This is a genomic window from Conexibacter sp. S30A1 (assembly GCF_023330665.1).
Taxonomy (GTDB): Bacteria; Actinomycetota; Thermoleophilia; order Solirubrobacterales; family Solirubrobacteraceae; genus Palsa-465.
Genome location: NZ_CP097127.1, coordinates 1,732,049 through 1,749,778, shown reverse-complemented (window position 1 = coordinate 1,749,778; position 17,730 = coordinate 1,732,049). Strand labels below are relative to the sequence as shown.

The 17,730-nt window shown below is 69.5% G+C and carries 18 protein-coding genes; 10 read left to right on the top strand and 8 right to left on the bottom strand.

Features of this window, described 5'->3' with window-relative positions; genetic code table 11:
• Positions 1-993: an NADPH:quinone reductase gene (locus M3M54_RS08665; RefSeq protein WP_249018644.1), complete on the bottom strand. Its 993-nt coding sequence runs from the start codon at positions 991-993 to the stop codon at positions 1-3.
• Positions 994-1,233: 240 nt separating this feature from the next.
• Between M3M54_RS08665 and M3M54_RS08660 the strand changes: the two genes are divergently transcribed.
• Entirely contained in the window at positions 1,234-2,010 is a 777-nt protein-coding gene (locus M3M54_RS08660) for a SigB/SigF/SigG family RNA polymerase sigma factor (RefSeq protein WP_249018643.1), read from the top strand.
• 113 nt (positions 2,011-2,123) lie between these two features.
• A complete protein-coding gene (locus M3M54_RS08655) occupies positions 2,124-2,960 on the top strand; it encodes an ATP-binding protein (protein ID WP_249018642.1) in 837 nt (278 codons plus the stop codon).
• A gap of 93 nt (positions 2,961-3,053) precedes the next feature.
• On the opposite strand, the gene M3M54_RS08650 is transcribed toward M3M54_RS08655, so the two are convergent.
• The gene (locus M3M54_RS08650) at positions 3,054-3,392 is read right to left on the bottom strand and encodes an STAS domain-containing protein (protein ID WP_249018641.1); all 339 of its coding nucleotides are present in this window, start codon (positions 3,390-3,392) and stop codon (positions 3,054-3,056) included.
• 348 nt (positions 3,393-3,740) lie between these two features.
• Here M3M54_RS08650 and M3M54_RS08645 point away from each other — a divergent pair, with 348 nt between their 5' ends.
• Positions 3,741-3,965, top strand: a complete 225-nt coding sequence (locus tag M3M54_RS08645) for a hypothetical protein (RefSeq protein ID WP_249018640.1) — start codon at positions 3,741-3,743, stop codon at positions 3,963-3,965.
• 261 nt (positions 3,966-4,226) lie between these two features.
• Positions 4,227-4,850, top strand: a complete 624-nt coding sequence (locus M3M54_RS16930; protein ID WP_371878569.1) for an ATP-binding protein — start codon at positions 4,227-4,229, stop codon at positions 4,848-4,850.
• Here M3M54_RS16930 and M3M54_RS08640 read toward each other — a convergent pair.
• Positions 4,774-5,124, bottom strand: coding sequence for an STAS domain-containing protein (locus M3M54_RS08640; RefSeq protein WP_249018639.1), 351 nt, complete (start codon positions 5,122-5,124; stop codon positions 4,774-4,776). The genes M3M54_RS16930 and M3M54_RS08640 overlap by 77 nt on opposite strands.
• A gap of 204 nt (positions 5,125-5,328) precedes the next feature.
• On the opposite strand from M3M54_RS08640, the gene M3M54_RS08635 reads away from it, so the two are divergent.
• From M3M54_RS08635 to M3M54_RS08625, 3 genes are read left to right on the top strand one after another with little or no spacing between them, the layout of a single operon-like run.
• Complete coding sequence (locus tag M3M54_RS08635; RefSeq protein WP_249018638.1) at positions 5,329-6,498, top strand: PP2C family protein-serine/threonine phosphatase; 1,170 nt, start codon at positions 5,329-5,331, stop codon at positions 6,496-6,498.
• 26 nt (positions 6,499-6,524) lie between these two features.
• Complete coding sequence (locus M3M54_RS08630) at positions 6,525-7,409, top strand: DUF1028 domain-containing protein (protein WP_249018637.1); 885 nt, start codon at positions 6,525-6,527, stop codon at positions 7,407-7,409.
• Between the two features lie 13 nt (positions 7,410-7,422).
• On the top strand, positions 7,423-9,195 hold the full coding sequence (locus tag M3M54_RS08625; RefSeq protein WP_249018636.1) for an ABC transporter ATP-binding protein: 1,773 nt from the start codon (positions 7,423-7,425) through the stop codon (positions 9,193-9,195).
• A 50-nt stretch (positions 9,196-9,245) separates the two neighbouring features.
• Here M3M54_RS08625 and lepB read toward each other — a convergent pair whose 3' ends face one another.
• A complete protein-coding gene (lepB, locus tag M3M54_RS08620; RefSeq protein ID WP_249018635.1) occupies positions 9,246-10,022 on the bottom strand; it encodes a signal peptidase I in 777 nt (258 codons plus the stop codon).
• A 618-nt stretch (positions 10,023-10,640) separates the two neighbouring features.
• Here lepB and M3M54_RS08615 point away from each other — a divergent pair.
• Positions 10,641-11,546: an Ig-like domain-containing protein gene (locus tag M3M54_RS08615; protein WP_249018634.1), complete on the top strand. Its 906-nt coding sequence runs from the start codon at positions 10,641-10,643 to the stop codon at positions 11,544-11,546.
• Here M3M54_RS08615 and M3M54_RS08610 read toward each other — a convergent pair.
• Together M3M54_RS08610 and M3M54_RS08605 are read right to left on the bottom strand one after the other, a co-directional pair.
• The gene (locus M3M54_RS08610; protein ID WP_249018633.1) at positions 11,531-12,430 is read right to left on the bottom strand and encodes an alpha/beta fold hydrolase; all 900 of its coding nucleotides are present in this window, start codon (positions 12,428-12,430) and stop codon (positions 11,531-11,533) included. The two genes, M3M54_RS08615 and M3M54_RS08610, sit on opposite strands and share 16 nt — an antisense overlap.
• Positions 12,431-12,477: 47 nt before the next feature.
• Positions 12,478-12,741 carry a hypothetical protein gene (locus M3M54_RS08605; protein ID WP_249018632.1) on the bottom strand — a complete coding sequence of 88 codons (264 nt, stop codon included), beginning with the start codon at positions 12,739-12,741 and terminating at the stop codon, positions 12,478-12,480.
• Positions 12,742-12,836: 95 nt separating this feature from the next.
• Between M3M54_RS08605 and edd the strand changes: the two genes are divergently transcribed.
• Together edd and eda are read left to right on the top strand one after the other, a co-directional pair.
• Positions 12,837-14,747, top strand: a complete 1,911-nt coding sequence (gene edd, locus M3M54_RS08600; RefSeq protein ID WP_371878568.1) for a phosphogluconate dehydratase — start codon at positions 12,837-12,839, stop codon at positions 14,745-14,747.
• 31 nt (positions 14,748-14,778) lie between these two features.
• Entirely contained in the window at positions 14,779-15,408 is a 630-nt protein-coding gene (gene eda / locus M3M54_RS08595; protein WP_249018630.1) for a bifunctional 4-hydroxy-2-oxoglutarate aldolase/2-dehydro-3-deoxy-phosphogluconate aldolase, read from the top strand.
• A gap of 32 nt (positions 15,409-15,440) precedes the next feature.
• Here eda and M3M54_RS08590 read toward each other — a convergent pair whose 3' ends face one another.
• Positions 15,441-16,520, bottom strand: coding sequence for an ROK family protein (locus M3M54_RS08590; protein WP_249018629.1), 1,080 nt, complete (start codon positions 16,518-16,520; stop codon positions 15,441-15,443).
• A 161-nt stretch (positions 16,521-16,681) separates the two neighbouring features.
• Complete coding sequence (locus M3M54_RS08585) at positions 16,682-17,716, bottom strand: lysylphosphatidylglycerol synthase transmembrane domain-containing protein (RefSeq protein ID WP_249018628.1); 1,035 nt, start codon at positions 17,714-17,716, stop codon at positions 16,682-16,684.
• Between the last annotated feature and the right edge of the window lie 14 nt (positions 17,717-17,730).

Here is a 17,730-nt window from a genome sequence, read left to right as displayed (position 1 = left end):
TCAGCGCTGGTCGAGGTCGATCACGACCTTGCCCACCGCGCCCTGCTCGACGGCGTCGTGCGCTGCTGCCGCCTGATTGAGGCTGAAGCGCTGGATCGGCAGCGTGCTCAGGGCACCAGCTGCCAGCGCCGCTGACGTGCGGTCGATGGCAGCCTGGAGGTCCGCCGCGGGGACCATGTAGAGGAGCATGAAACGCAGGGCTATGTTGGCCGCCATCAGCTGACGAACGGGCACCTGGGCGACGCTCGTGCTGTCTGCGGCATAGGCCACGATCACCGCACCGGGCGCCGCCACCGCCAGGTCCAGCTCCAGGTTCGCCGCGACTGCGACCTCCACGAACCGCTCGACCCCTGTGGGGACGGCCTCGCGGATGCGATCTGCCGCGTCAGCTTCGCGGTAGTTGACGACCGTGTCTGCCCCGGCCTGGGTCGCGAGCGCCGCCTTCTGTGGGCCGCTGACCGTGGCGACCACCTTGGCCGCGCGCTCGAAGCGCGCAAGCTCGATGGCGGCGTGTCCGACTGCGCCGGCACCCCCGGAAACGAGCACGGTTCGTCCCTCTGGCGCGCCGTCGGTTGCCAGGCAGTAGGCCGCAGTCAGCGCCGGGACTCCGAGCGAGGCGCCGAGCTCGAAGGACGCCGCATCGGGCAGCGGGATCGCTCTGTTCTCGGGTAGCACCGTGTACTCCGCGGCTGTCCCGTAGGGGCTGCCGTGGGCTGCAAACAGCAGCCAGACCCGCTGCCCGAGCCGCTCGGTGCTGACACCGCTGCCGACCGCGTCAATCGTGCCGGCGCCGTCCTGGTTGGGGATCTGTAGCCCACCAAGCGCTGTCCCGGCGCGTCCCGTGAGTCCCTTGCGCGTCTTCCAGTCGGTCGGGTTCACGCCGGAGATGGCGATTCGGACGCGCACCTGGCCAGGCCCGGGTGACGGGGTCGGGATCTCGCGGACCTCGAGCTCAGGCGAGCCTCCATCGGTGCTGTAGAGCGCAGCGAGCATCGCGAACATCCAGCATAGATGGCGCACTGTTGTCGCCGAGTCTGAAGGCGGTCGTCGAGCTGCGCGTTCAGCCGGCGACCATGAGCGACGCGCGCGCCTGCTGCGGTGGGCTCGATCCCGGCGCTGCCGTCTGGGTCGCGCACACGGCGGAGCCAGGGTGTCCGTCAAGACAGGCTGACGCATAAGCTGAAACGCACCGTTTAGGCGCGGTAATCTGCGGGTAGCGGCCTGATCATGGATATGAGCTCTGCAGTCCTCAACGACCCACGCGCAATCAGTGGCCGGGATGTTCCGGCCGAGGAGCTGTTTCGCCGCTGGCAGGGGCATCGGGACCGCCAAGCGCGCGACGTCCTCGTGAGCCGGTATCTGCCGCTGGCCCGCAAGCTGGCGCGCCGCTACCGCGGCGCGCGCGAACCACTGGATGACCTCGAGCAGGTCGCAAGCCTCGGTTTGGTCAAGGCCATTGACCGTTATGACCCGGACCGCGGGGTGGGCTTCCAACACTTCGCGGTGCCGACCATAGTCGGCGAGCTGAAGCGCTACTTCCGTGACTGCGGCTGGGCTGTGCACATGCCGCGCGGCATTCAGGAGCTGGCTTTGCGGGTCGCGCAGGCACAGCGCCAGCTGACCGCGCAGACAGGCCGCGAGCCCACCTACAAAGAGGTCGCGGAGTTCCTCGAGATCGACGTCACGGATGTGCTGGAGGCGGCAGAGGCGGCCGCGGCCCATCACTCGGTGTCCTTCGATACGCCGCACGACGACGGCGACGGTGAGGCGGCCACCCTTGGTGACTCGATCGGCCAGACGGATGAGCGTTACGGGCTGGTTGACCTGTCGGCGTCACTCGCGCCGGCGATCAGGCAGCTCTCCGAGCGTGACCGCCATGTGCTCGCGCTGCGCTTTGTCGAGGACCGCACGCAGAGTGAGATCGCCCAGGAGGTCGGCGTCTCGCAGATGCAGGTCTCGCGCATTCTCGGAAAGACGCTGGATCGGCTCGCGGCATCCGTGGACGTTTAGCTCTCGCAGGGCGGACGTGAACCCGGAACCAACGCGCCCGGCGTGCTCGTCACGCCGGGCGATCAGGGGATCGCTCCGGTGCGGCCCTTGGTGCGCTACCTTGATCGGCGTCCGTGAGTTCTGAACGTGCTTGCGTCGGGCTCGAGCTCGAGAGCCGGCCCCAGAGCGTCGCGATCGTGCGTGCGGCCCTCACCGGGCTGCTCGAGTTTGCGGGCGCTGGCGAAGCTGTCTCGACCGACGTCCGGACGGCGGTCAGCGAAGCGTGTAACAACGTCGTCATGCACGCCTACCCCGGGCAGGCGGGGCCGCTACGCGTCCTTGCGTACAGCGCAGCTGGCCGCTTCGATGTGGTTGTGCGTGACGAGGGGATGGGTATCCACCAGCTCTCTCGCGATCCGCTCGCCGGCGGGCACGAGCACATGGGGCTCGGGCTGGCCCTGATCAGCGCGCTCTGCGACCAGCTGGAGGTGAGCAACCCAGCGCATGGCGGCACGCAGGTCACGATGCGCTTTCGCACCGTTGCGGAGGAGACCGAGCACGGCGCGCCGCACGGTTACACCTGGCATGAGCGTCCCCACCAGCTGTCCGGCGAGGACGTGGTCATGTGGTGTCGGCCGGTTGCGTTGAGCGGTCACCTGGTTGGTCGAGTGGCGCGCGCAACGGGTGCCGCTCTGGGCTTCACGATCGCCGGCGCCAGCGACCTGTACGCGATCGGCGAGGAGATCGCCTCGCTCACCGATGCGACGGCCGGTGAACGGCTGGTGGTTGGCGTCTCGGTTGCTGAACACCGCATGACGCTTGCGGTGGGCCCGATAGCTGACTCCGAGCTGCGGGCGCGCCGTGAGTCGCTGGCCGGGCTCGTGGACGCGATCAGCACTGGACCATACGGACAGGGAGAGCTCTTACGCCTGTCACTGGCTGACCGCGGTCGCCAGCCGGTGGGCGGCTGATCTGGGCTTTGTGCGGCGGCTGGCCGGGGCTGCGGGCGGTGGTCATGTCCTGGTAGCCAGGCGGGGCGGCAGCCGCGCTGCCGTCGCAGCGGCTCAGCGGCCGTCGAGCAGCTGCTCAGGGGAGTCGGCCAGAAGCAGCTCGTGCTCGAGCCCGGTCAGGCTCAGCAGGCGGCTGACCTGACCCTCGGCATACACCACGCCCAGACGGCGCCGCTGATCGTGTGCCCGCTGATGTGCGCGCACCAGCACGCCGAGTGCTGTCGAGTCGATGAAGCTGACATCCCGCAGGTCGACGATCACAAGTGTCTCGGCCTGCAGCTGGGACAACTCACGCTCCAGTGCCTGGCTGGAGGCGATGTCGAGTTCGCCGCCAACGCACACCAGCGTCGCCTGTTCATCCCTCTTGACCGTGATCGAAATAGCAGGCTCCAAGATGCTTGGAGATTACCGCGACGGCGTCCACGGGGATTTGTCCCGGGCTCGGGAGCTGCTCGCGGCAGGCGCCCGGGCCCAGCGGGGCGGCGCATCGCGGCCACTCCGGCTCGTTGCGGCGCTTTGCAGAGCAGTCGGCGCTGAGGTCAACCAAGGCCGGTAAGCCGTGAGGCCGAGGCCGCCGAGCAGCGCGTGAAGCGGCGGCCAGGTCATCCTCGCAGCCGTCAGCCGTTCTGTGCTGGCCTGTCGCCGTCCCCGCAGCGAGCGGTTCAAGTGGTTCAAATCTCGACTGCCTGGGAATTAAGCCATCAGTCGTAAGCAATCAAATGCGTCTACGAAGGAGCTGACATGGGACTAGGCGTTTCACTCGTTTTGATGGCTATCGGGGCGATACTGCGGTGGGCGATCAGCGTGACGACGGCGGGAGTCAACATCCATACGGTCGGACTGATCCTGCTGGTCGTGGGCGCCATAGGCTTCGTGATCTCAGTGTTCTGGATGGTTTTCTACGCTGAGCATGTTGCCCGCCAGTCCGATCCGGGCGCCGGAGGCTACCCGCAGCCGCCCGCCTGAACCCGGGTGAACGCTGCCAGACCGGAGTCGCGGTTCATCGCGCTGACAGCTGGTTTCGTGGCCGCACGTCGGGGTATTTCTGAGGGTGTCGAGCTGAAATGAGCATGAGCGGCGAGCCCAAAACCCCGTGCCTGATGCGGATGCGGTCAGCGCTCGGCCGAGCGGCGCGGCGGCGAACGTTGGAGTGCGGGCTTTGCGACGGTCTGACCGTCGCAAAGCCCGCAGCGTTGTGGTCGAGATCGGAAGCGGAGCGGTCCTGAGATGCGCAGCGGTCCTGAGATGCGCAGCGGTCCTGAGATGTGCGGTGATCCTGAGCCCGCCGGAGCCAGCGACACGCCGCAGTGGATGCCCGCGCGGGAACTGGCACGACGACACCCAACTTCGGCGCACGGCTATCTGGCGCTACGGCTCGAGCTGATCAGTCAGCCCGGGTCTGTGTCGCTCGTGCGAAGGCTGCTACGCACCATCGCTTACGAGGTCGGGCTTGGCAGTGCAGTGCTGGATGACCTCTGCCTAGCCGTCAGCGAGGCCTGTAACAACGTTGTGCTTCATGCCTACCCTGGCGCGTCTGGTCCGCTGATCTTCTCCTGTACGGTGCGTGGCGGTTCGGTTGATGCCGTGGTCAGCGATCGTGGCTGTGGCATGGCGTCGGGCTCGTGTGGCACGCGCGGGCTGGGCGCCGGCCTGGGCGTGATACGCGCGCTGGCGGCCACGGTCGAGTTTGACAGTCGCCTCGGCGCGGGCACCGAGGTGCGGATGACGTTCAGACGCACCCGCGGGGTTCCTGAGGCGGAGGTCCCGGAGCAGATCAGGCCGTGGCGCCTGTCGAGCGTTGATCCGCCGGGGTCTGCTCGGACAGCGTCAGGCGCGCATCCAGTCCGGTGAGCGTCAGCAGTCGCTGTGCCTGCGGCCCGGGATTGCGAACCGTCAGCCGGATGCCCTTCTGGCTCGCGGCCTGGTGCGCTCGCACGAGGACTCCCAGACCTGTGGAGTCGATGAATGCGACGCCGGCCAGGTCGAGCACGACCTGCTGTTCGTCTGTGGTCGCGAGCACCTCAGAGAGGTGGCGCTCCAGCGCTTGCGCCTCGGTGAGCGACAGCTCACCAGCGACGACCACGACGCCATCCGCCTGTTGGTCCACGTTGAGCCCGCCGGTCATCTCTCGTTCGCCTCCGTCACGTTTTCCGCGCCGGTGCAGCGCGCGCGACCGTCATAAGCCTGTACCGTCACCGTTTGAACGCGCGGGCGATCGGAAAGTTCCGCTGTTGGTGGCGGTTCGTTGGCGGCGTAAGCTCCACCGGAACGCGCCGACGTCGGCGTCAACGACCATAACCGGGGTTTGCGGGTGTCAACACAAACCGATGTGTCAGCGAGGCGCGCGGGCGATCCCGAACAGCTGTTGCTGATCGACCCTGACCGCCTGCAGGCGCAGGCCCTGACCGAGCGTCTGCGCAAGGTTTGGCCCCAGCTGCGGGTCGTGCTCATGTCGAGCCTGCCGGAGGCCGACGCCGACCTAGGCGGCGAGGTCGACTGTGTGCTGCTCGCCGCGGATGCGCCACGGGCGGCCAGCATGGACGCACTTGCGCTGATCCGTTCAAGCAACCCCGATCTGCCGGTTGTGATGCTGGTGGCCGACGGTGACGACCGCAGCGGGATCGCGGCGCTCAGCATCGGCGCTCAGGACTACGTGTGGCGGCAGGCCACCCCGGGACACTCGCTGGCCCGGGCGATCCGCCTCTCGGTCCAGCGCAAGCGGGCCGAGCGGTATGCCCGCGAGCTGGCGATGCTCCGCTACCAGAGCGCAGAGACCAGGCGTGTGCAGCGAGGGCTCATGCCACGGTTTCTGGTCGACGACCCGCGTGTGCAGGTGCGTCACGGGTATCGCCCTGGGGATCGCAGACAGGTGCTCGGCGGGGACTTCCTGGATGTCGTACAGAGCTCGCCGGCGCGGCTCCAGATCGTGCTCGGCGACGTGTGTGGGCATGGTCCAGATGAGGCGGCGCTCGGTGTGCAGCTGCGTATCGCGTGGCGCACTCTGATCCTCGCCGGGGTGGAGCAGTTACGGCTGCTGGAGACGCTTGACCGCCTCGCCAGTCAGGAGCGCCACGCCGAGCACGTCTACGCGACACTCGCCAGCGTTGAGGTGGACCTCAACGCTGGCACCGCGCGCGTGGCGCTCGCTGGGCATCCGCCGCCACTGCTTGCCAGAGCCGACGGCGTGCAGATGCTGACAGCGCACGGCGCCGGGCCGCCCCTGGGCATCGGTCTGCCGCCCCGCTGGGATGTGCACGAGATCGAGCTGGGGCGGCAATGGACGCTGCTGCTCTACTCAGACGGGATCTACGAGGGCCACGTCGTCTCGCGTGGCGTCCGTCTGGGCATCGACGGGCTTGTCAACCTGCTGTCCGGTGTCGGACCCGACACGATCTGGGAGCTGATCCCCGACGGCCTGCTCGACCGTGTCGAGGCGCTCAACGACGGACCGCTCGAGGACGATGTTGCACTCCTCGCAGTGCGCTGCGAGCGCGGCTGAGCAGCCGTGCGCCTACGATAGGCAGCGTGACCTACTCGATCGTCGCCCGCGACCAGCAGACAGGCGAGCTCGGCGTTGCCGTGCAGTCGCACTGGTTTGCCGTTGGCCCGATCGTGCCATGGGCCCGGCCCGGGGTGGGCGCGGTCGCCACCCAGGCCAACGTGCGCGTGGCTCACGGCCCGGACGCGCTCGAGCTGCTTGCCGGCGGGGCGAGCGCTGGCGAGGCGCTCGAGCGCCTGCTGGCCGCCGACCTGGGCGCGGCCAGCCGCCAGCTTGCGATCGTTGATGCGAACGGGCGCGTGGCGGCGCACACCGGCCACAGCTGCATGGCCGAGGCTGGCCATGTGACCGGCGAGCAGGTCTCCTGCCAGGCGAACATCATGGCCAGCCCCGCGGTGTGGCCGAGAATGCTTGAGGCCTTCACCACGGCGGCCGGCCCGCTGGCCGGCCGCCTGCTTGCGGCGCTGGACGCCGCCGAGGCGGCCGGAGGTGACATCCGTGGCCGCCAGTCAGCGGCGCTCCTGGTGGTGCCGGCGACCGGCGAGCCGTGGGAGGCCGAGGTGAGGCTGCACGTCGAGGACCACCCCGAGCCGCTCGTCGAGCTGCGTCGGCTCTACGAGCTGCACCGCGCCTACGAGCTCGCCGGCCGTGGTGACGAGCTCACCGGGGAGGGCCGCCACGATGAGGCGGCCGTGCTCTACGACCAGGCCTTTGCGCTTGCCCCAGGAAACCACGAGCTGCTCTTCTGGGCCGGTCTCGGGGCCGTCCAGACCGGCGAGCTCGAGCGTGGGCTCGGGCTCGTACGCGAGGCCATAGCCATGCAGCCCGGCTGGTCGCTGCTGTTGCCGCGACTGTCTGCCGAGGTCGCGCCCGCCGCACCGACCGTCTGCGCGCACCTGGGCCTCGCCTGACTTCGCCGTGCCGGTGCTTGAGGCCAGAGCGAGCCATCGCGCGACCCTGCGCTTCTGCGTGGAGGTTTCGCGGCCATACGCACGGCTTTTGATCGGTGGCGCCACCTGCATGGTGCTGGGCGTGCTGGTGGAGAGCGTCGCCACACCACTGGTGTTCGCCGACGCGCTCGAGCGGATCATCAAGTTGCCTCCGCACGCGCAGCTGTGGCCCACCTTCGGCCCGGTCGTGCTCGCCTACGCGGGCCTGCTGCTCGCCGGCACGGTCTGCTTCCGGCTCGCCGGCTGGCTCGAGTGGGAGGGCTGCACCAAGGCGTTCTCAAATTCGGTGCGGGTTGCCTTCGAGCGTCTGCTTGAGCTCAGCTACCGCTGGCATGTCGACCACCCCTCGGGTGAGGTCTCATCGACCCTCTCAACCTTCTCCTGGGCGCTGATGCAGTCGATCGACGAGCTCACCTGGGGAATGCTGCGGATCGTCGTCAGCGTGCTCGCCGGGATCGTCGTGCTGCTGGTGGTCGCCTGGCCGGTGGGCCTCACCGTGGCTGTGTTCACGGCGCTCTTCGTGTGGCTGGTGGTGATCCGCTCAAGGCCGGTGACCGAGGCTTCGGCGCGCTTCTCGGCCGCCCACACGGAGGCCGAAGGGGTTGCCTTTGACGTGATCCGCAACATCGCAACGGTCAAGGCGCAGAGCGGCGAGTCGCTCGAGCGCGCGACGCTCTCGGAGAAGCTGGGGCGGTCGGTCGCAGCCGACCTCGGCGCTCGCCGCGCGTTCACGGTCACACGCACCTGGATGTCGTCGATCATCAATCTGATGAGCTGGGGCGCGCTCTTCATCGGCGTGGTGCTGGCGCTGCATCACGATGTCTCGGCGGCGATCGTCTACCTCATCCTGTTCTACACCTCGCAGATCGCCGACTCGGTGATCCAGAGCTTTCAGACCGTCCGATCGCTCTCACGTGCGCTCGGTCGCGGCGCGAAGCTGGTGGCCCTCGTGGAGTCCGACCCAGAGGTGGTGGATGCGCCCGGCGCTGGGGAGCTGCGCGTCACCCGTGGCGAAGTTGCCTTCCGTTCGGTGTCCTTCTCCTACACCCCGCAGCAGCCACTGATCGAGAACCTGGAGCTGGTGGTCGCGCCGGGGGAGCGCGTCGGCGTCGTCGGTCCCTCAGGCGGTGGTAAGTCAACGCTGACGCGGCTGGTGCTGCGCTTCATGGACGTGACCGGTGGTGAGATCCAAATCGACGGCCAGGCCATCCGCGCGGTCACGCAGCGCTCGCTCCGCAGCCACGTCTCGTACGTGCCGCAGGATCCGCAGATGCTGCACCGCTCGATCGCCGAGAACATCTGGCTTGGGCAGGAGGGCGAGCCGGACATGCAGCGCATCATTGAGGTGAGTCGTGCTGCCCACGTGCACGAGTTCGTCGCCGATCTGCCCGACGGCTACCAGACGATCGTCGGCGAGCGCGGGCTGAAGCTCTCCGGCGGCCAGCGCCAGCGTGTGGCGATCGCGCAGGCCATGCTCAAGCACGCTCCGATCCTGATCCTGGACGAGGCCACCAGTGCGCTCGACTCGGCCTCCGAACAGCTAGTGCAGGAGGCGCTGTGGTCACTGATGGCCAACTGCACGTCGCTGGTCGTCGCCCACCGGCTGGCCACGATCGCAAAGCTCGACCGTATCGTCGTGGTGGAGGCTGGGGCGATCACAGACTCCGGCACGCACCGCGAGCTGCTCAGCCGCGGCGGCACCTACGCGCAGCTGTGGGCGCATCAGTCCGGCGGCTTCATCGACTAGCCGCTGCGGCCGCCGGGGCCACCGGGGTGAGCTGGCGGGCGCCGCTCGCTTCAGAGCGTGCCGATGCGGCCAAGCGGCCAGTAGGTGAAGAAGGCGGTGCCGATGATTGACGATTGCGGCACCGGGCCCCAGTAGCGGCTGTCGTCGGAGACGCCGCGATTGTTGCCCATCATGTAGTAGTAGCCCTTGGGCACGGTGATGGCCTTGGGGAAGTTGCAGTAGGAGGACTCCGCGGGGCTGCAGGCGACGAACCCGTTGATGTGGGCGTCGGCCCTGGGGTGGTAGCCGAAGTTCTCGCGCTTGCCGTTCAGGTAGACGTAGCCGTCGACGATCCGCAGGCGATCGCCCGGCAGGCCGACCACGCGCTTCACGTAGGTCTGGGACGATGCGCCGCCTGAGTCGCGGTCGCACGGCTGCGGATGCCCGTAGCCCTGGTTGGGGTTGCCGCAGACGCCGTCGGCGCCGACCAGCGCGCCCTTCGGCGGATGGAAGACCACGACCTCGCCGAGCGTGGGGTGTGTGGCCAGGCGGTCGACCAGGATCCGCTGGCCGATCATCAGCGTCGGGATCATCGAGCCGCTCGGGATCTTGTAGGGCTTGACCAGAAACGCCTGGATCAAAAGCGCGAGCACGCCTGCGACCGCGACTGTCACAACGAGCTCCGCTACCGCGCGCGACCTGCCGCCCCCCTTGCGGGCGGGGTCGCCGGGCGCTGGTGAGGCGGTGGCCTGTTCCAATGAGTCTGAGCCGTTGCGGCTCAGGTAGGGCGTGGGCAGATCGGGTTCGACGAGACTCTGGTCGGGCTGCGGGGAGAGGTCTTGATCCATTGGTCTTGCTTGCCGCGCGGGCTGAGGTAACCGGCAGGAGTCGGCTACGGTTCCGAGCCCGCACACGAGGATTCCCACGGGCGTTCCCAGCGTACTTACGTCGAAGGATTTGTGCGCAGGCAGCCACACGCTGAAGCGGCCGGACCCACCGCCGCAGCGGCACAAAAAAGCGGCTCGGGGGCGCTGATCGTGCCTGCTCTCGCGCGTAGCCTGCGCACGGAATAAGCCTCGTCGCTCGCCGTCGGGAGCCGCCCTGCTTGGCTTTTGCTGGGCCTGCTCCCTCCCGAACCGCTGCGCTGAAAGCTAGGGCACACGGCGCTCAACGCGCAAGGGCGCTCGCAGCACCTTCGCGCAATTTGAGCGAAATTCAGGTTTCGGCATCGAGCGCTGCGCTTGCCTGTATGGGCGCCGGCGCAACGCCCGAGATCCTGGTGCTCGGCGGGACCGCGCCACGCACCGGATCCACGTCTGCTTGGCGAAACTTCACCCCTCACACGCCGCGCTCGACGAACATGGGGCCGCAAGGCTTCGCCCAGAACTCGCGAGGCTGGCTTTGCTCAGCTACGCTGCTCCGCTACCGGGCGCCCCATCCGGGGCGCTGAGGGGATGAGATCTCACATGCGAAGGCTGCTGTCAGCTCGCACACTGCTCGCGTTAGCGCTCGTGGCGGGCGTCGCTACGACCACGAGCGCCGGCGCGCATGAGCGCTCGCGCGACATGCGCGCGCGCAGCCTCGCTCAGGCGCAGCCGGAGCAGACGGTAACTGTGTCCGCGGCGGCCACGGCCACGGTGTTGACGGTGGGCGCGACGACACTCACCGCTCAGGTGGCGGCGCTGGCGCCGAGCGATGGGACGCCGTCCGGCACGGTCGTGTTCTCGGTCGAGGGCCGCACGCTCGGCTCGGTCCCATTGACGGCGGGCGTGGCCACGCTCGCCTACGCCGTTCCGGCCGACATCACCGAGACGCTGACGGCCGCCTACACGGGCTCGAGCGACTACGCGAGCTCGTCCGCCTCACAGACGGTCACCGGCCCCACGGTCGAGCAAGCGTTCGTCGTCAAGCCGACGATCCGCGCCGTGCTGCGCAGCCGCCTGCGGCGCAACCGCCGCGGCTGGTGGCACACGATCGTCCGCGTGCGCTTTGTCTGTGACCGCGCCGGCTCGATGATCGCCGGCGGCTGTCCCAAGCCCGTGGTGATACGCCACAGCGTCCGCAACGGCAGTCTCACGCGCAGGATCAGGACCATCGCGGGAGCGTCGGCGAGCGTCACCGTGCGCCACATTCGCATCGACCTGGGCGCGCCGCACGTCCGCGTCGTGGGCGTGCGGTGGCACGGTCACTACCGCACGCTGGTGCATGCCCGCTGCCTGGCCCGCGACCGCGTCTCCGGGATCGTGTCCTGCCGGCTGCGCGTCCACGTGCGGCGTGGTGCGGCGCGCGAGACGGTGACCTACACCGCCACCGCCACCAGCGGCGCCGGGGTGGTGCGCTCGGCTTCGGTCACCGCCTACGTTGCGGGCTGAGCCGCGGCGGTGTGCTCGGCGATCGCGTCGCAGAGCCGGGGCCATAGCGGCCGCGGGCGGTCGTGCCCCATGTCCTCCAGCAGCATGAGCTTTGCACCGGGCACCAGCGCGGCCGTGCGCTCGCCACCGCTGGGCGCGATCAGGGTGTCGTCCAGGCCGTGAATGACGAGCGTGGGCACGCGCAGACGGGAGAGTCCCTCGGCGCGCGGCCCGCTGGCCAGCATCGCCGCCAGCTGGCGGCGCGTGCCGGCTGGGCACAGGCCACGGTCGTAGGTCTCTGCCGCGATCGCTCGCGTCTGCTCGAGCTCCGGGTAGCGTCGCGAGTGCCAGGCAAGCCAGGTTGACGCCGACTCGATGTAGGCGTCGCGGTCCTCGGGCTCGGGTGCGAGCAGCGCGGCGCGCACCTCCGGCTGCGCTTGGCCGTACTCCGGCTCGCCGGTGTGCGACATGATCGAGGTCAGGGTCAGCACCCGTTCGGGGTGCTCGATCGCCATCGTCTGGGCGATCATGCCGCCCATCGAGACGCCGACGACGTGGGCGCGCTCCATGCCGAGCGCGCCGAGCAGGTCAAAGCCGTCGTCGCTCATGTCGCTGAAGGTGTAGGGCGCAAGCTCACGGGCGCGGGCGAAGTCGCCCGCCGCCGCTGCCAGCTGGATCTGCTCAAGCGGCGGCTCGCGCCCGTCGAGCTTCGCGGAGCGACCGCAGTCGCGGTTGTCGAAGGCGATCACGCGGCGCCCGGCGGCCGCGAGCTGCGCACAGAACTCGCGCGGCCAGGAGACCAGCTGGGCACCAAAGCCCATCACCATCAGCACGGCCGGATCGGCGTCGTCACCGAAGCTCTCGTACTCGAAGGAGAGCCCGCTCTGGACGGTTATCTGCGCCATCGACCCGAGGCTATCTCAAGAGCGTCCGCGCGGCGGGCCGCTGCCGCCTACCAGTGCTGTGGCGCAAAGTGCACGAAGGTGTTGCCACGCTGCAGGGTCCACAGCTTGAAGGCCTGCGTATCGCTCATGCTGACGCGATTCATCGCCCCGCAAGCGGCGCACTTGCTGGTCGCCAGACGGCTGCCCGGCGCACCGGTCAACGTGATCAGATCCGGTGCCTTCAGGCAGCTGCGGCAGGCAAAGCTCGCCAGCACCAGGGCCGCGCAGTCCTCCGCCTCAAACCTCGCCTGATCCTCGAGCGCCACGCTCATCGCACTCCTCCCACTCGATCCAGCTCCTCTCAGGTCGGGGGTCTAACACTTTTGTTGCTTGACAAGCATAACTCGAATTAGATATAGCTCGCAACATGCACAACTGGCCAAATCCCCGACCAGCCCGCGACGTCCATCTGACGGTGGCCGAGGTCACCGAGCGGATCGCTCGCCGCAGCCGTGAGACGCGGCGCGCCTATCTCGACCGGATCGACCGCCGAATCGAGCATGACGCCATCCACGGCCGCCCCCGCGGGCGCTCCGGCTGCGCCAACCTTGCGCACGGCGTCGCCGGCTGCGGCGCAGACGAGAAGGAGCTGCTCGTCGAGCGCGACGTGCCCAACGTCGCGCTCGTTTCCGCCTACAACGACATGCTCTCGGCACACCAGCCGCTCGATCGCTATCCGGCGCTGCTCAAGAAGGAGATCCTGCGAGCCGGGGGCGTGGCCCAGTTCGCCGGCGGTGTGCCGGCCATGTGCGATGGGATCACGCAGGGGCGCGAGGGCATGGAACTGTCGCTGTTCAGCCGGGACGTGGTGGCGATGGCGACCGCTGTGGCTCTGGCCCACGACATGTTCGACGCCGCCCTGCTGCTCGGGGTCTGCGACAAGATCGTGCCGGGGCTGGTGATCGGTGCGCTCAGCTTCGGGCACCTGCCGTGCATCTTCGTGCCCGCTGGCCCGATGCCATCGGGGTTGCCCAACACCGAGAAGGCGAGCGTGCGCGAGCGTCACGCCCGTGGCGCCGCTGACACCACCGAGCTGCTCGACGCGGAGCTGCGCTCCTACCACGCCCCCGGCACCTGCACCTTCTACGGGACGGCCAACACCAACCAGCTGCTGATGGAGGCACTCGGCCTACACCTGCCGGGCACGAGCTTCGTCCCCGCCGGGACGGTGCTGCGCCGGCGGCTGACCGAGGCGGCCGGTCGCCGGGTCGTCGCGCTGGCTGGCCCCGAGGAGCGCGCGGCAGTCGGGCGCATCGTCGATGAGCGCGCGATCGTCAACGCCGTCGTGGCGCTGCTCGCGACCGGGGGCTCGACCAACCACACCATGCACCTGGTGGCGATGGCGGCGGCGGCCGGCATCGCGCTCACCTGGCAGGATTTCGCCGAGCTCTCCGAGCTGGTGCCGCTGCTGGCCCGCATCTACCCCAACGGCAAGGCCGACATCAACGACTTCCAGCGGGCCGGTGGCACCGCCAGTCTGTTTGCGGCGCTGCTCGACGCCGGGCTCTTGCACGAGGATGTGCCGACCGTCGCAGGTCACGGCCTGCGACGCTACACGCAGACACCGGTGCTGGTCGACGGCGAGCTGCGCTGGGAGCAGGCGCCCGCCGCCGGTGCGCTTGACCCGGCGGTGCTGCGCTCACCCGAGCAACCGTTTGCCCGCGACGGCGGCATCCGCGTGGTTGACGGCTCACTCGGCCGGGCCGTGGTCAAGGTGTCGGCCGTCAGGCCCGAGCAGTGCGTGATCGAGGCGCCCGCACGCGTGTTCGACGATCAGCAGTCATTCCTCGATGCGTTCGCGGCCGGCACGCTGAACGATGACGTGGTCGTGGTGGTGCGCTTCCAGGGTCCGTGCGCCAACGGCATGCCTGAGCTGCACCGGCTGACCCCGGCGCTCGGCGTCATGCAAGCCCGCGGGCAGCGCGTGGCGCTCGTCACCGACGGGCGCATGTCGGGCGCCTCCGGCAAGGTGCCGGCGGCGATTCACTGCACCCCGGAGGCGGCAGCTGGTGGACCGCTTGCGCTGCTGCGCGACGGCGACCTGATCCGGCTGGACGCGCGACGTGGACGACTGGACGTGCTCGAGGCAGACCTCGAGTCGCGTCTGCCCGCGGTGGCGCCGCGAGCCGGTGAGGAGGGCGTCGGCCGCGAGCTCTTCGGGCTCTTCCGACGGTCGGTGTCGAGCGCCGATACGGGCGCGAGCGTATTCACTACGCTGCATGATCCCCAGCCCGTTGTGCGTCCCAGCGTCGGCGTCGGCGAGCTCGTGGAGGTTTGAGGCCCGTGCAGCCCCAGGCGGAGAGAGAGTTGTGAGCGAGAGTTTTGAGCAGCTGCTCGGTGCGACGCGCGTCGTGCCGGTGATCACGATCGACGACGCCCAGCGCGCTGTGGCGCTGGCACGGGCGCTGGTCGCTGGTGGCCTGCCGGTGCTGGAGGTGACGTTGCGCACCGACGCGGGGCTCGAGGCGATCGGCCGCATCGCGGCCGCGGTCCCGGATGCGGTGGTTGGCGCCGGTACGGTGACCACGCCCGCGCAGCTGCACGCCGCGCGGGCCGCCGGGGCGCGCTTCATCGTCTCACCCGGCTGCACCGACGCGCTGGCGCAGGCCGCGGCGCAGGCCGGCGGCGCGTTTCTGCCAGGGGCGGTCACGGCCAGCGAGGTGCTGCGCCTGCTGGAGCGGGGGATCACCACGATGAAGTTCTTCCCGGCGCAGTCAAGCGGCGGCATCGCAGCGATCCGTGCGCTGGCCGGGCCGTTCCCGCAGGTCAGCTTCTGCCCGACCGGCGGCATCGACCTGGAGCTTGCAGGCGCCTACCTCGCGCTCCCGAACGTGGTCTGCGTCGGTGGCTCGTGGATGGTCACGCCCGAGCTGATCAACGCGGGCGACTGGCCGCGGGTCACCGCGCTCGCCGCCGCGGCAGTTGCCGCCACGAGCTGACCGGCGCCGAGCCGCGGCGGCGCGGCGCCCGCTCAGGCCGCCTGCAGGCGGCGCTCGACCAGCTCGAACACATGCTCTGGCGCCAGCACGTGATCGATCACCATGTGCGCCGCCCCGATCACCCCGGCCATGTGTCCCAGTTCGGTGAGCGCGATCTGCAGGTGCCGCGATGCGACCGGAGTGGAGTGACGGTAGATCGCCTCGCGCACCGAGGCAAAAACCTGTTCGTCGGCCTCTGCGAGCTTGCCGCCGATCACGACCGAAGTCGGGTTCAGCAGGTTGACGGCGTCGGCCACGGCGGCGCCGACCAGCCGGCCGCTGCGACGGACCTCGGCCATCGCCTCGGGCTGGCCGTCGCGAGCCAGCCTCACGACATCCGGTGGTGTCGGTGCGAGATCGCCCAGTCGCCGGGCTATGGCCCAGCCGCCGGCGACCGCGTCCAGGCAGCCGACGTTGCCGCAGCGGCAGACCTCTGTCGCGTTCGGGTCCACCACGATGTGGCCGATGTCGCCCGCCGCTCCGCGTTCGCCGCGCAGCACCTCGCCGTAGGCGATCAGGCCCGCGCCGATCCCCGAGCCGAGCTTCACGAAGATCATGTGCCGATCGCCGCGGCGTGCGGCGCGATGCTCGCCGAGGGCCATGATCCGCGCGTCGTTGTCAACCAGCACGGGACGGTCGGTCACATCGGCGAACATGCCGGGCACGTCGACGCCATCCCAGGCGGGCATCGCCGGCGGGCTCACCGGCCTGCCGGTGTCAAAATCCACAGGGCCGGGCAGGCCGATGCCGACGCCCAGCACGTCCTGCCAGTCGCGGCCGAGCTCGTGCAGCAGCTCGCCGAAGCGCGCCTTGACCCAGCCGAGCACGACCTCCGGGCCCAGGTCTATCTGCAGCGGCGCGGTGAGCTCGGCCAACGGCCGCGCCCCCAGGTCACAGACGGCCAGATGGCAGCCCGTCTGGCCAAGGTCGCCGACCACCACCAGGCCGGCGTTCTCGTTGAACGCGAACACCGACGCCGGTCGCCCACCGCTTGACTGCGCGTCGCCCGCCACGCGCACCAGGCGCGCCGCCGTCAGCACGGCCAGGCGCTGGACCACAGTCGAGCGAGCCACGCCCAGGTGCTCGGCGAGGTCGTTGCGGGTGCTGGCCGTACCGCTGCGAATGAGCGCCAGTACCGATCCTGGTGAAGCTGGTTCTGCGATTCAGGACAAGATAGAGCCCCGCCCGCGTGCGCGCTCTCAAACATGCCTGGCGGGCGAATCGCGGGCGCCGGCTACGCGCGGCGCCCGACGCGCAGCGATCGCCAGTTGATCGGCTCGTGGCGGCTGCGCCGCAGCAGGAGAAACGCGATCGTGCCCCACGTGGCCGGAACCCAGAGCGCGATGGCGTGGTAGACGATCGTTGCCGAGGCGGCGAACGTGCTGCGCACGCCGTAGAGCGCGAACAACCCGATGAAGCTGCCGTCCAGGACGCCGATGCCGCCGGGGATCGGGATCAGGTTCGACAGGTAGCCGATCTGGTAGGCGAGTACAACGGTGGCCAGCGGTGGCGTGTGGCCGAGCGCCTTGAACGCCAGCCACAGGACGGCGATGTCAAACCACAGGTAGCCGAAGGCGCCAAGCAGCCGCCAGTCGGGCGTGAACAGGGTCTTGGCCGTCAGGCGGATCGTCCCGGAGCTGGCGTTCGCCCATCGCGAAAAGCGCCCGCTGCGTCCTGCCATCAGGCGGTCGCTGACCGTCGGCAGGGCCAGGAAGGCGAAGAACACCACGACGCCGACGGCGCCCGGCACCAGGCTGAGCAGCGGGTCACGGTTGCCCGGCAGGATCCCGAACCAGACGCCCAGCCCGGCGGCGGCGAGGGTGATCAGGTTGATCCCGCTGGTCAGCAGGAACAGCACCGCCGAGCGTTCGGCGACCTCACCCGGACGCTCGCCGCGCTCGATCAGCAGCCAGGCGCCGACGGCGATGCTGCTCGCGCCGCCGAGTGCAACGGCGGAGCCGAACGCCAGCTCGCTGAGCGCCACCCGCGCCCCGAACCGGCGCGGCACGCGGTCGAAGACCAGCAGGAAGCAGACCACGTAGCTTGAACAGGAGAGCAGCTCGAGTCCGATCGCGATCAGGACCACATGCACCGGCATGTGCAGGATCTCGTGCTCGACGCCGTGCAGGCTCGGTACCGCCAAGAGCAGTCCCGCCGCCAGCGCGACCAGCACGCCGAGCGAGATCAGGCCGTGCCAGAGGTTACGTCTCGCCTTCTCGTCGGTGAGCCCCAGCTCGTCGGCGTTTGGAGGCTGTTCGTTGTCCGCCACCATTGCATCCTGTC